Origin of the sequence: Duncaniella sp. B8 (genome assembly GCF_005304985.1) — a bacterium.
Lineage (GTDB): Bacteria > Bacteroidota > Bacteroidia > Bacteroidales > Muribaculaceae > Duncaniella > Duncaniella muris.
In genome coordinates, this window is record NZ_CP040121.1 from 1023242 (window position 1) to 1036893 (window position 13652).

The following is a 13652-nucleotide window of genomic DNA, read 5'->3' on the forward strand; positions in this document are numbered from 1 at the left end:
GCTCATGGCAAATCCGCGCAAACCCTCCAGACTCCCTATGCCGGGACTTTTCGACTCTCTTGACGACTTCAACGAAGGCTCCGAGAGCGATTTCAGCATCATACCCGACAAGAAGATGGTCGAAATCGCGCGCAAATACCGCCGCGAACAGCCGGCGATCGACGAACTCCCTGAGTTCCAAGCCTCTGACCGCATCTTCTTCATGAGCTTCGGCAGCGGAAGCTCAGGCAACTGCTCCTACATAGGCGACCGCAGCGGAGGCTTCCTCATCGACGCCGGAGTGGAAGTGGCCAAGGTGGTCGAAGGCCTGCGCCGCAACGGCATCTCGATGGACCGTGTGGCCGGAATATGCCTCACCCATGACCACGGCGACCACATACGCGACGTCTACCCGCTGCTCAGGCGCTACCGCCACCTGCGCGTCTACTGCACTCCAAAGACCCTCAACGGCATACTCCGCCGCCACAACGTCTCGCGCCGCATCAAAGACTATCACTCGCCCGTCTACAAGGAATTCCCATTCCGCATAGGCAACTTCGAGGTGACCCCCTTCGAGGTGATGCACGATGGCGCCGACAATGCCGGCTTCTTCATCACCAACGGCGACTGCCGCTTCGCCGTCGCCACCGACCTCGGCTGCATCAGCGAGCGTGTGGACCACTACATGCGCCTGGCCAACTACATCATGATCGAGGCCAACTATGACCTGCGGATGCTCCGCGAAGGCCGCTACCCCGAATATCTCAAAGCCCGCATCGAGGCCTCCAACGGCCATCTCGACAACCGCGTGGCCGCCGAGTTTCTCGCAAGCATCTACACCCCGCAGCTACGCAACATCTTCCTCTGCCACCTTTCCAACGACAACAACAGCCCCGACCGCGCCCTGCGCGCCGTCTCGTCGGCTCTCGCCGGCATCGGAGTGACCCGTATCGGCAACGGCATGATCGACCTCAAGGACACAGCCATCCCCACTGACGAACCCCGCGTCCACCTCGTGGCCCTCCCCCGCTTCGACACCTCGCCTCTCTACACCCTCGGCGTCTGACCCAACCGGCACAGAGACGCAGCTCCACTCTACAGACACATAGCCCGCCACTCTCTTCCACATGCACAGACATCTTTTCCACTTCATACTGCTCATGCTGCTTTCGCTGCTGTCTCACAGCTGCTCTTCACCTCACACCCATACCATTCAGGAGGCCGAGGGCATCATGGACCAATATCCTGATTCTGCACTCTCCATCCTCGAAGATATTCCGCGCGAAGAGCTCCGCGGTAGCCAAGCCCGTGCGCTCCACGCCCTCCTGCTCACCTAGGCCCGATCCAAAAACTACATAACCGAGACAAACGACTCGCTGATCTCAACCGCCGTCAGCTATTTCGAGTCGACCGACGACAGCCATCATCTCATGCTTGCCCTCCACTATTTCGGAGAACTGAATTTCAACCGCAAGGCCTATGCCCGAAGCCTCACGGCGCTTTTCAAGGCTTATGATCTCGCTGTCCGGCTTGACGACAAATTCTGGATAGCCATGTCGGCCCGCATGATCGCCGACATCTATCACGAAAACTATCATACTGCCGAGGAAATCGAATTCTCCGAAATCGAACTCGAAAACTTCCGCCTCTCCCACCGCCAGCCTCATATCAACTATGCGATCCTCGACCTGGCAAAGACCTATGCAGCGGCTGAAAAAAATGAAGATGCTATTGCCTTAAGTAAGCAACTGATCGACTCGGCGACAAAATATAATGATACTACACTTTATATAGAAGCCATCCGATCCATTGGTGTGACACATATAAATTCAGGCGATTACAGCAAAGCCATTCCATATTTAGCTGAAGTCTGTGAATCTAATCTCGCTACTGGCAGGGACTCTATATATTATGGGCTTGCAAATGTTCATATCGGAGATATAGCCAAAGCGTCCGAACTTTCGGAAAGATTCAGCACAGCCGGACACGGGATGAACGCTTGGCTGCAATACAAAATCTGCAAAGCCTCAGGGTCTACATCAGAAGCCATAATTGTACTTGAGGATCTGAACCATTTTACTGACAGCATCCTTCGGTCCGTCATGTCACAGTCGCTCGGAACCTCAATGAGAGAGTTTTATGTTTCAGAACGAAATCTCAATGAAGCCCGGCTGAAATCGACCAAAGCCATTGCAATCAGCATAATCATTATTACAGTCTTATTGCTCACTATTGCTGCGATATATCTGATCCGCTATCGTAAACGCAAATTAGAAATAATCAATAATAATGTGGAGATTGCGCGCAATCTCAGTGAGCTGCTTGCAAAAGATGCCAAGTCACAGGCTACCATTCAGTCTCTTCTCGCTGAACGCTTCACTGTGATTGACAATCTTTGCCGCACTCTATATGAGGCTCCTTCAAGAGTAGCTAAAAAACGGATCTCAGAAGAAATTACATCTTTAATTGATCAATATTCTTCAGACAGCAAAAAACTCAGCGAACTTGAAACTTTGGTCAACAGACATCACAACAATATTTTGATTAAGCTCCGCAACGAGTTTCCTGATCTAAAAGATCCCGATTTCCGACTTTTCATGTTCTCTGTTTTAGGCTTCTCCAACTCAGCAATTGCCATATTTCTCGGAGAAGCAAAAATCACAGCGATCTACGACCGCCGCAAGCGCCTGAAAGCAAAATTTCGCCTTTCAGCAAGCCCCAATAAAGAAATATACCTGAAAGCCATATCCTAATCACTTATATAACAACAATCTGTCATTCTCAAATTCAGTACTTTAGTTTTATCTACTTCATAATACACTGATTAATAGTGTTTTAGCATAACATCATTTACACACGCCTAATTTTAGCATCAGGCATCAATATACACACCTGTAAATCAACTACATACTACGAGTCTCCGCCTAATACAAAATCCACTATTTTTAGTTTTTAGACATTAATCTATCTAATTTTGTAATGTCAAAAACTAAAAAATTATGTCTAAATTCACCCATCTCTTCATTACAATTTCATTATTGTTCCTTTGCTCGTCAACTATTCATGGAGAGCAAAAATTATCAAATAATGAAAAATCAATTACGACTATCCTTCCTCGTAACACTCCAACCCATCGCCCGAAATCTCCCGCCAAGATCTATTTGGTATGTCAATATTCCATAGGTCATATAAGCCTGTCATTTCCGGATGATGCTACTTATATGGACGTTTCGTTGAACGATGAAACCGGACCTGTATGGATCGGCACTATATCGCGTACAAATCCGGAAACCGAAATCCCCAGCCTTTTAGGAGAATACACAATCATATGTCAGACTGACCAGAACCAAATATTTGAAGGGACTCTATTTTTTATCAATTAAATTCATCGTCTTATGAAAATTACATCTTTATTAAAAACGCTTACCATTTTTACCATTTTTTTCATTAAGCGTGACAAGTTGCCAAAACGAGTTGGACGAACCACAATGGCAAATGCCTCTTGAAGACGCCCCTATTAGATCTCTTTCTGATTCCCGTTCAGAAATCTCTACTGTTGGGAATGGAGAATGCGTGATCGGAGCGATCCAATACTGTGGTTCAAAGTTAGGAATGAAAATTTTCCGTGAAGACATTATCAACTACTTCGATGACAAAATTATTAGGAGTGAGTCTGGCTCAATCTTAGGCATAAGCTTAAACACTGAAGACTGGCATAATGGTCTAAACCATTGGTTTAATGCAACTCTCCCTCTTGGCCAGAACGATTTAATATCACAAATCAAGTATAACAACCGAATAGCATGCTGTCGAATTAAACCGGATGGCGTTTTCAATGTTACACACGCCGTTGTATTGATAGAAGTCAATACCTATAAATCACAATTTAAATATTATGATCCTGTAGATCCTGGTGATCATTATGTTTATTTCAAAAATGTCTATGATCCGAGAATAATCACTCCCAAACAATAAACTTAGAACATAAAATTCAAGAGTGCAGCATTTGTTTATAATCCTTAGACTCCGAATAAGCTAATATTGCATATGTCAATTTCTCATACTTTCAAAATCGGATATGAACTAATGCTGCGCTCTTTTCTGATCAATTTCAACAAACTATTGCAAATCCGCCTACTAATTCCTATATTTGCATTGCTCACAACTCAAATAAGTTATATTATGAAATCAGTTCTCTCCATCTGTGTAGTGGCCCTGAGCAGTCTTTGGGCCATGTCGCAGGATGTCAGTGTGGCGAAAATACGCGCATCGGCAAAGATTATTCCCGTGGTGGATTATTCTCCCATCTGCTTTGAATCGGCCATCGGCAAAGCTTTCGGATCAGGAGATGACAGGAATTGTTTTTTCTTGACGACCGATCAGAAGAATGGCACTGAACTCTACTGGCTCAACGATTATTCGGAAAAAGGCCGGTTCAAGCTGTCAAAAATGAGTAAGAGCCTGCCGCTGTCTGACTCTCAGACTGAAATTCTCAACACGGTCGACAGTGTGTTCATTTTCAATCCATGCCCCGACATACGCTTTGAATTCATACCACGGGACATCCGTTATATCGGCTACCGTGACGGCGGACAGACCCGCTACATGAGTACAGACCGGACATTTGACAGTCTTTCAGACTTCATTGTCAGCGAATTCGGCTCGGTTGCAAATTTCACAAGCCTATATCTCGAACACTTCGGCAATGCGTTTTTCAGCCCCGGTAGCGGACTCTACGGATTCGACAGCGACCGCGCGGCCATCGACTTTCTTAAACACGACTATCGCTTCAATGCTGTCTGCAACCGTCAGGCGGAAGAAACCATATCACTGTTCATCGAACTGCTGAAAAAGGCAGTCATCGTCACTCCCGCACAGGAAGCCAGACTGACCAAACTGTTGGCCGACAGCTATAAGGCAGGCGATCAAATCACCTCCGACTTTCTTTCAGGCAAATCTTTCGAAGTATTCCGTCCCCAAACACTGCGTGCGGTATTTTCGCCGGATGAATACGAACTGATTCAGACTGCCATTACGGAAAACAAGGCCCGCCTCGCCATCGCCTATTGGCGCATTTCCAAAACCATCGGCAACTCCGATGCCAACGGCGCCTATCTCTCAGACCGCGACATACTGAAAGAGATTTCCAAACGCACATTCTAACCATGCAATTCCGACATGAGGCGTCAATATAAGAGGGTGTTTCATAACATTAATGAAACATCCTCTTAATTGATTTTCTGTCAGCCTACACCGAGAAGTTCGATGTCAAAAATGAGGGTCGATCCGCCGGGAATGCCGGGCTGTGAGAAGCGGCCATAGCCCATTTCGGCAGGCAGATATATCTCCCAGCGATCGCCTACCCGCATCTGCTGCAGGGCTATGATCCAGCCCTGGATGAGATCCCGCAGACGCATGGCCGGAGCCGTGCCGCCACGCGAGCTGTCAAATTTCTTGCCGTTGATGGTGGTGCCGGTGTAGTGGACCACAACCACACTGTTGCGGTTGGGCTTCGGCGCATCAGAGCGGCCTTTTGAGATCACCTTATAGAAAATACCCTTGTCAAGCGGTTTCACTCCGGGCTCCTGGGCCTTGGCCCGAAGCCATTCTTTGTTTTTGTCGATATATTCCTGCTTTGCCATAGCGGTTATTGCGTTTTTTGAATGTCAGGACGGCAAAGTTACGCATAAATTGTGGATCTCTCCGCATTATCGCACCTTTTCGGCGTGTATCGGGCCTTATCTTTGCATTGTGTTGACAGCAATGCAGCTTTTTCACTCCACCGCCTGCATACTCCTCCACTCCCAAGATGCCTTGCCGTCAATGCAAAAGGAAAGAACACTCCCGGAAAGAACCAAGAACAAAACCCTCTGAAACCCGCACATCAAAATCCTCTAACTTCCACACACTCAATGCAAAACCACCCGCCTAAAGAAAGAGGCAGGCGTCGCCGTATGACAGAAAGCGGTAACGGCTGTCAGCCAAAGCGTAGTCATAGATTGCGCGCCAGTCCGGATTGGCCGGATCAGAAGCCAGAAAAGCCGAAACAAGCAGCAGAAGCGTAGACTTCGGCTGATGGAAATTCGTGACCATCCCCTTCACCACCCGATAGCGATAGCCCGGAGCTATCATCAGACGGGTCGAAGCCACAAACCTATTCTCACCCGTAGTGTCAAGATGCGAGAGAATCGCCTTCATGGCTTCGGCTACCGGAAGATCAGGATGCGAGGGGTCATATGGATACCACTGCGGCAGCACATCGGCCGGCAGTCCGGCAGCCAGACGGCAGCCGAGATGGTAGAGACTCTCCAGAGTGCGAACCGAAGTGGTGCCTACGGCTATGATCCGGCGCTCAGTCGCGGCGAGTTCGCCGATCAGACTGCGGTCCACGGCTATGAACTCGCTGTGCATGTCGTGCTCGCCGATGGTATCTGACTTCACCGGCTGGAAAGTTCCGGCGCCCACATGGAGCGTCAGTTCGCGCCTCGCTATCCCCACGGCGTCTATCGCCTCAAGCACCTCAGGCGTGAAGTGCAGTCCGGCGGTCGGAGCGGCCACTGATCCGTCGATGTGAGAGAATACGGTCTGATAGTCCGTGGAATCACTCTCCTCCGTTCCGCGGTTGAGATAGGGCGGAATCGGGATCTCGCCCACTGCCGAGATTATGCGGCTGAAGGTAATCTCCCGGTCGTCCCAGTCGAAACGGACCACCGAAGTGTTGCCCTCACGGCTCACACGGGTGGCGCGCAGAGTGAAATCATGTCCGTCGATGCTCAGCGGCATCAGCAGTTCGCCGCTTTTCCAGCGCTTGGAGTTGCCTACGAAGCAGGTCCATGAGCAGCCCGAAACAGAGGCGAAATTACAGGCATAGTCAGCCGGCTCTACAGGTTCGAGACAGAAGATCTCGATCAGAGCTCCGTCGGCAGCCTCGCCCTTGCGGAAACGCAGGCGCGCGTTGATGACACGGGTGTTGTTGTAGACAAGCATCGAGCCTGCCGGGAGCAGACCGGGCAGTTCGTGGAAACTGCGGGTGCTGAGAGCTCCGTCGCTGTCTTTGAAGAGCAGCAGGCAGCGGTCGCGCTGAGCGAGAGGATGCCTGGCAATGCGTTCGTCAGGCAGAGGATAGTCGAAATTCTCTATTCGGATGTCGCGGATATTCATTCGCTGAGGTCAATAAGGTCTGAAATGGCTTTGAACGGATCGGAAGCCCTGAACACATAGCTTCCGGCCACAAGAATGTCGGCACCGGCTTCGATAAGCGCGGGCGCGGTTTCAAGATTCACTCCTCCGTCAATCTCGATCACGGCTTCCGAACCGCTTTCGGCTATAAGCGAGCGCAGCTCACGGACTTTGCGGACTGTGTTAGGGATGAAGTTCTGACCGCCGAAGCCGGGGTTGACGCTCATGAGAAGCACCATGTCGAGATCGCGGATCACGTCGCGCAGCAGCATCACCGGAGTGGCCGGATTGAGCGTCACGGCCGCTTTCATTCCGGCCGAGCGGATTGAGCGGATTACGCTGTCGAGATGGGTACATGCCTCCCAGTGGACATTCATTATCTCCGCTCCGGCCTCACGGACCTGATCTACATAACGGCCCGGATCGCAGACCATCATATGGACATCCAGAGGCTTTTCGGCAATACGGCTGATGGCTTTGATCACCGGGAAACCGATGGTGATGTTGGGAACAAACATCCCGTCCATCACATCAATGTGAATGAGTGACGCACGGCTTTTGTTGACCATGCTTACTTCCTCGCCCAGACGGGCGAAATCAGCTGCGAGCAACGAGGGGGCGACTTGAATCATGACTGTGATATAATAAAAAATAATGCGGTGCCGCCCGCTGCTGACGGACGACACCACAAAAGTACGCATTTATTTTTCAATTCGGGTCGGTTCGGCTCTAAAAGTTGACGGCACGGGGGTCATCCCAGTCATTCCTGAGCGAGAGACGGCGGCGAAGCGCTCAGACTCCGGCTCTCTTTTGGCGCGGCTTGAAAGCATTCCAGAGAATGACTCCCACGCAGACCACTCCGATGGCAAGCCCCACGTAAGTCAGATAGTCGTTATACTCCTCTACCTTCGCATAAAGCTGCTCCTGAGGCACCATCTTGCCCAGCCAGTAGCCGAGAGCTCCGAGAACCACGTTCCAGGTCAGAGCGCCCAGTCCGGTGAAAAGCACAAACTTGCCCACATTCATGCGCGCAAGTCCGGCAGGAATGGAAATGAGCTGGCGCACAGCCGGAATCAGACGGCCGATGAAGGTCGATGCGGATCCGTGGCGGTCAAAATACTCTTCTGCATGACGCACTTTGGCCTCATCGATCAGACAGGCATGGCCTATGCGGCTGTTGGCGAAACGATAGACTATCGGACGGCCTATCCAGACTGACAGATAGTAGTTGATCAGCGCGCCGATGATAGCCCCTACTGTCGCAAGGCCGACAACGGCTATTATGTTGACATCCCCCTTGGTGCAGGCCAGATAGGCCGCAGGCGGGACTATCACTTCCGAAGGGAAGGGAATGAAGGAACTTTCGATGACCATGAAGCCAAGGACAAGCAGGTAGACTGTCATTGGGTCGGCACGGAAAAAGTCGGCCATAATGCCGGCCGGGTCAAACAGTGCCAGAAGCGGAATGAGATCTAACATGTGATTAAATACTTCTCTAAAATTAAAAAATTCGATTATCTGGATGGAGACTGACAGGAGGGAAGATTGTCTCAGACAAGTCCGGCCTTGCGGAAAAACTCTCTGTAGGCATCGGCTTTACGGTCTACAGCCAGCGGATAGGCCCGCGAGGTCGACGGCATACGGGTCATCTGAAGCACTCGTCCGTCTGCCGGCCACACGGCCGATGTCCACTCTCCTATCTTCGGGACTGCTGTAGAGGTCAGCCCCGCAAGCACTCCGGCAGCTTTCTCGCCGGTGGTGGCAAGGAAACGGCAGCCGGGCATTCGCTCAAGCAAGGCTTCGAGGCAGACCGGCTCGATGATTTCAAGAAACTTGTCGGAGGCGTTGTCTTTCAGTCGGATCACAGCAGCCGCGGTGTCATGGAGCGCTATGCCCTTCTCTTCAAGGAAAGCGCGTATGAGAGCCTCGTCGAAAGCGCCGTCGGGCAGACGGAAATGGTCCACGTCGTCATAGAAGATTATTCCCATCACACGCCAGAAGTCATTGGTCTTGTTCGGGTAATAAAACTCCATTGACCAGCGCAGCGGCTTGGGAGGGAAAGTGCCCATGATCAGCACCTTCGCGTCAGTGGGTATGAACGGCGGAAAAGGATGTCGCTCTATCCGGTTGTCGCTTGTCTTCATCTTCAGTCTGTCAGCTTTATAATATGGTCAAATATACTGATTCAGCTCCGGAGAATGCGGTCGGCTACCGAGTCGGCCAGCCGGCGGCACTCGGCTATCGCATCGGCTCCGGGAGCCTGCTTCGCTTCAACTGAAACAACTTCGTCGCAGTAAAGTTTGCTTTCGTCCATCAGCTGGTTGATGCGCTTGACAGCCTGCGGAGCCCAGGTGAATGATCCGAAGGTGCCTATGACACGGTTTTTCAGCTCGCGGGTCTTCACTGCGTTCATCACAGCCTCCACCGGCGGGAAAAGCGTATTGGAATAGGTAGGAGCGCCGACAATCAGTCCCTTGTAACGGAAAATGTCGCTCAGAATGTATGACAGATGCGAGACCGAGGCATTGTGCATCCGTATGTTCCTGATGCCTCTTTCGGCAAGCCGCGAGGCTATCGCCTCAGCCATATCCTCGGTGTTGCCATACATCGAGCCATAGACTATCGTCACGCCATCCTCAGCTTCATAACGGCTCAGACGGTCATAGATCGAGACCACACGGTCGATCTGTTCGTGCCACACCGGTCCGTGGGTCGGGCAGATGAAATCCATCTCAAGGTTAGCCACTTTCTGAAGAGCCTTACCTACAAACATGCCGTATTTGCCAACTATATTGGAATAGTAGCGGTACATCTCCGGGAAATAAGGCTCGGTGTTCATGTCGGAGTCTGTCACCGCTCCGCAGAGAGCGCCGAAACAACCGAAGGCATCGCCGGTGAAAAGCGCTTTCCTCTCCGCTACGTATGTCATCATTGTCTCCGGCCAGTGGACCATCGGGGTGATGACGAATTTCAGACTCAGGCCGCCGAGGTCGATGCAGTCACCGTCAGCTATCCTCATCACATTGTCAGCTATGCCATAGAAGCCTCTGACCATTTCGAGAGTCTTGGCGTTGCCGACAATTGTCATGTCAGGAAACATGCCGCGGAGCACTCTGACCGAGCCGGAATGGTCAGGCTCCATATGGTTTATCACCAGATAGTCAGGAGCGACATCGCCGATGGTTGCGATGAGATTTTCACGCAGACGGTCGCAGGCACTCAGTTCCACGCCGTCGATCAGCGCCGTTTTCGCGCTGCCTTTCACTATATATGAATTGTAGCTGACACCGTCAGGCAACGGCCACAGGGCTTCAAAGCGGTGGGTAGTGCGGTCATTGACTCCGACATAGTATATTCCATCACAGATTTCTTTGATATTCATAACCTATTGTACTGTTTCTTGATTCTGATAAAGGGTTTCGGGAGGAGGAGGTAAGAGATTGTTGCGAGTGTGTATATGTGTATATATTGTAGCCCGTGTGTGCGCAATGACACCTCCGGGCAGAGTTGCCCAAAAACATCTGACGAGCCAGGAAGAAAAAATTCCCCCGGCTCGTCATTGTTATTTGACATTATGGATTCCGGCCATCTAAGGTCCGGATGCAGCTGTCAGTCTGATTATTCCTTGATGCGTTCAACGTATGAACCGTCGCGGGTATCTACGCGCACCTTGTCACCGATGTTGCAGAAGAGGGGCACACGGATCTCAGCACCGGTTTCGAGAGTAGCGGGCTTGAGTGTGTTGGTGGCGGTGTCGCCCTTGATGCCGGGTTCGGTGTAGGTGATTTCGAGAACTACGCTGGTGGGCATTTCGCAAGTGAGGATAGTCTCTGAAGCGGCGTGAACCATAGCTTCGCAGATGTCACCTTCCTTGAGGAACTGAACGCCGTCGATGCTTTCGCCGGGGAGGGCTACCTGCTCGAAAGTTTCAGTGTGCATGAAGTTGTAGCCCATGTCATCCTTGTAGAGATACTGGTAGGGGCGGCGTTCGATACGCACTTCGTTGACCTTTACGCCTGAGTTCCAGGTCTTGTCGAGGACACGGCCGGTCTTTACGTTTTTGAGTTTTGTGCGGACGAAAGCCGGACCTTTGCCGGGCTTTACATGAAGGAATTCAACGATGAAAAAGTAGTTGCCGTCGATGTCGAGGCACATACCGTTTTTAAAATCAGCAGTTGTTGCCATGAATTGTGGTAATGTGTTGAGATTATTAAGCAATTGATTGGGGTTGGTGTGCGGCCCGGCGTCAAGACGGATCAGTTGCCGCAGCCGTCACAGCCGCATGAGGAGTCGTCGCCTCCGCAGCCATTGTCGCCACAACCTCCGCAGCATCCGCCTCCGCATGAAGGGTGGAGTTCTTCAGGGGTAGCGTCACGCACGGTGACCACTTTGCCCTTGAAGCGGAGATCCTTGCCTACGAGGGGATGGTTGAAGTCCATGACAACATGGTCGGCAGTCACCTTTTTCACCTTTCCGGTGATGCGGTAGCCGTCAGCTGTCATCATGGGGATGTATGCGCCCTCGCGGATGGTTTCGGCGTCAAACTTTCCGTCGACCATGAAGATGCTCTTGCTGAGCTCGGCCACGTCGTCGGGGTTATAGGGGAAACCCTTGCCGGCGTTGACGGGGACATCAAACTCCCTGCCCTGCTCAAGGCCGTCGAGAGCGCGTTCGAGGGGAAGGATCATGCCTTGGGTCACACCGAATATGAAGCGTTCGGGTTCATCTTCAGTGACACTGTGGACGAGGTTTTCAGTTCCGTCAGGGGCAACATCAAAGAGGTCGTAGCTTATTTCGACATATTTGCCGGGGAGAATCTTTTCCATAATTTTCAGTTTTGTTTAGAGTCGGTTTGGACGTCAGACAGGAGCCTTGGACGGGTCTCAGGCTTCACCTTCGGTCACACCGGCGAGATCGGGGTCGATCATGATGCGTCCGCAGTATTCGCAGACTATGATCTTCTTGTGCATCTTGATTTCCATCTGCTTCTGCGGCGGGATGCGGTTGAAGCAGCCGCCGCAGGCGTTGCGCTGGATATAGACCACGCCGAGGCCGTTGCGGGCGTTCTTGCGGATGCGCTTGAATGCGGTGAGTGTGCGGGCGTCGATCTGGGGTTCGAGTTCCTTGGCCTGCAGACGGAGACGCTCTTCGTCTTTCTTGGTCTCGGAGACGATCTCTTCAAGCTGACGGCGCTTGTCGGCGAGAATGTGATTGCGGTCGGTGAGGGTTTCCTCGGCGGCGGCAATGTCGGCATTCTTGTTGTCGATCTCGCGGGCATACTGGTTGATGCGCTTTTCGGAGAGCTGGATTTCGAGGGTCTGATATTCAATCTCTTTAGATAACAAATCAAACTCGCGATTGTTGCGCACGTTATCGAGCTGCTGCTTGTAGGTGGCAATCTGTGCCTGGGCCTGCTCGATGTTGTTTTTCTCCTTGGCCGATTTCAGACGGAGGTCTTCGATCTCGGCTTTGAATTTATCGACACGGGTGTGAAGACCCTCGATGTTGTCCTCCAGGTCACGGACTTCTTCGGGAAGCTCGCCGCGGATGGTCTTGATGCGGTCGATTTCCGAGAGGATGGTCTGAAGTTCGTAAAGAGCGCGGAGTCGCTGCTCAACAGAAAGGGTCTGGTCGTTTTTGTTTTGCTCTATCGCCATATTGGTATATGTGGATTTTTTATTTTTCAGACGTAGCGCACAGGGTTGTGCTCGGCACGTGACTGCCGGACTGCAAAGTTAGGAAATTTTTCTGAAACAATGGCCGAAAAAATTGACTTAGTGCAGATTTCGCTTTCGAAATGGCCGGTATCGACTATCAGGATGTCGCGTCCGAAATCGACAAAGTCGTGATAACGGGTGTCGGAGGTGATGTAGGCGTCGGCTCCGGCGGCTATTGCATCGGGGATGAATTCGCCTCCCGACCCGCTGCACAAGGCCACATTCTGCACTCCCCGCCAAGATCTGCCAGAGTCTGACACTCGAAGCGATTCTGTTTGATAGACCTCCTTGACGCGCTTGAGAAAGTCATCTTCCGAAAGGGCGTAGTGGAAGTCACCGATCACTCCAAGCCCGGTCGAGGGATCAGTCTGACGCGGAGAGAGGACCTGAATATCCATCAGTCCCAGCATCTTGCCCAACTGATGGGAGACTCCTTCCGGAGCGTTGTCAAGCGCCGTATGGGAAGAGTATATATATATCCCGTGGGTGATTGCTCTGAGCAGGGCAAGCTGGTTAGGCCTGTCAGGCGAAATTTGTTTCAGACCGTGAAACAACAATGGATGGTGGGAAACTATCAGGTTGCAGCCTTCACTGACAGCCTCATCAACAACCTCAGGAGTCACGTCAAGACAAAGCATGACTCCTGTACAGCTGTTAAGTTCGGATGCAGGGCGGAGCTGCCAGCCGGTGTTGTCCCACTTTTCCTGAATCGAGCGCGGGGCAAAGGCTTCGATGCACTCTATTATCTCAATGATACTCGGCTCTGTCATTGGCAAC

15 protein-coding genes are annotated in these 13652 nt (G+C 51.5%); 5 read left to right on the forward strand and 10 right to left on the reverse strand.

The window, feature by feature from the left end; genetic code table 11:
* Nucleotides 1-4 precede the first annotated feature (4 nt).
* From FDZ78_RS04660 to FDZ78_RS04680, 5 genes are all read left to right on the forward strand, one after another.
* Complete coding sequence (locus tag FDZ78_RS04660; RefSeq protein WP_136408107.1) at nt 5-1045, forward strand: MBL fold metallo-hydrolase; 1041 nt, start codon at nt 5-7, stop codon at nt 1043-1045.
* Nucleotides 1046-1106: 61 nt separating this feature from the next.
* On the forward strand, nt 1107-1316 hold the full coding sequence (locus FDZ78_RS04665; protein WP_137426181.1) for a hypothetical protein: 210 nt from the start codon (nt 1107-1109) through the stop codon (nt 1314-1316).
* Between the two features lie 93 nt (nt 1317-1409).
* Nucleotides 1410-2732 (forward strand): hypothetical protein, encoded by a 1323-nt coding sequence (locus tag FDZ78_RS04670; RefSeq protein ID WP_137426182.1) that lies wholly within the window; start codon nt 1410-1412, stop codon nt 2730-2732.
* A 742-nt stretch (nt 2733-3474) separates the two neighbouring features.
* Nucleotides 3475-3954, forward strand: coding sequence for a hypothetical protein (locus tag FDZ78_RS04675; RefSeq protein WP_136408109.1), 480 nt, complete (start codon nt 3475-3477; stop codon nt 3952-3954).
* Between the two features lie 207 nt (nt 3955-4161).
* On the forward strand, nt 4162-5142 hold the full coding sequence (locus FDZ78_RS04680) for a hypothetical protein (RefSeq protein WP_136408110.1): 981 nt from the start codon (nt 4162-4164) through the stop codon (nt 5140-5142).
* Between the two features lie 80 nt (nt 5143-5222).
* Here FDZ78_RS04680 and FDZ78_RS04685 read toward each other — a convergent pair whose 3' ends face one another.
* The 10 genes from FDZ78_RS04685 to FDZ78_RS04730 all read right to left on the reverse strand — a co-directional run bounded on the left by FDZ78_RS04685 (nt 5223) and on the right by FDZ78_RS04730 (nt 13645).
* Entirely contained in the window at nt 5223-5621 is a 399-nt protein-coding gene (locus FDZ78_RS04685) for an FKBP-type peptidyl-prolyl cis-trans isomerase (protein WP_136408111.1), read from the reverse strand.
* A 286-nt stretch (nt 5622-5907) separates the two neighbouring features.
* The gene (locus FDZ78_RS04690; protein WP_136408112.1) at nt 5908-7140 is read right to left on the reverse strand and encodes an S-adenosylmethionine:tRNA ribosyltransferase-isomerase; all 1233 of its coding nucleotides are present in this window, start codon (nt 7138-7140) and stop codon (nt 5908-5910) included.
* Nucleotides 7137-7790, reverse strand: coding sequence for a ribulose-phosphate 3-epimerase (gene rpe / locus FDZ78_RS04695; RefSeq protein WP_136408113.1), 654 nt, complete (start codon nt 7788-7790; stop codon nt 7137-7139). The genes FDZ78_RS04690 and rpe overlap by 4 nt, the downstream gene beginning before the upstream one ends.
* A 160-nt stretch (nt 7791-7950) precedes the next feature.
* The gene (locus FDZ78_RS04700) at nt 7951-8589 is read right to left on the reverse strand and encodes a DedA family protein (RefSeq protein WP_136409149.1); all 639 of its coding nucleotides are present in this window, start codon (nt 8587-8589) and stop codon (nt 7951-7953) included.
* Between the two features lie 119 nt (nt 8590-8708).
* Entirely contained in the window at nt 8709-9302 is a 594-nt protein-coding gene (locus FDZ78_RS04705) for a uracil-DNA glycosylase family protein (RefSeq protein WP_123398863.1), read from the reverse strand.
* A gap of 41 nt (nt 9303-9343) precedes the next feature.
* Complete coding sequence (locus FDZ78_RS04710) at nt 9344-10540, reverse strand: FprA family A-type flavoprotein (RefSeq protein ID WP_136408114.1); 1197 nt, start codon at nt 10538-10540, stop codon at nt 9344-9346.
* Nucleotides 10541-10776: 236 nt separating this feature from the next.
* Entirely contained in the window at nt 10777-11343 is a 567-nt protein-coding gene (efp, locus tag FDZ78_RS04715; protein ID WP_107032834.1) for an elongation factor P, read from the reverse strand.
* 71 nt (nt 11344-11414) lie between these two features.
* Nucleotides 11415-11984 (reverse strand): peptidylprolyl isomerase, encoded by a 570-nt coding sequence (locus FDZ78_RS04720; protein ID WP_136408115.1) that lies wholly within the window; start codon nt 11982-11984, stop codon nt 11415-11417.
* Nucleotides 11985-12041: 57 nt separating this feature from the next.
* A complete protein-coding gene (locus FDZ78_RS04725) occupies nt 12042-12815 on the reverse strand; it encodes a zinc ribbon domain-containing protein (protein ID WP_107032832.1) in 774 nt (257 codons plus the stop codon).
* A gap of 26 nt (nt 12816-12841) precedes the next feature.
* A complete protein-coding gene (locus tag FDZ78_RS04730) occupies nt 12842-13645 on the reverse strand; it encodes a Nif3-like dinuclear metal center hexameric protein (protein ID WP_107032831.1) in 804 nt (267 codons plus the stop codon).
* Nucleotides 13646-13652 lie beyond the last annotated feature (7 nt).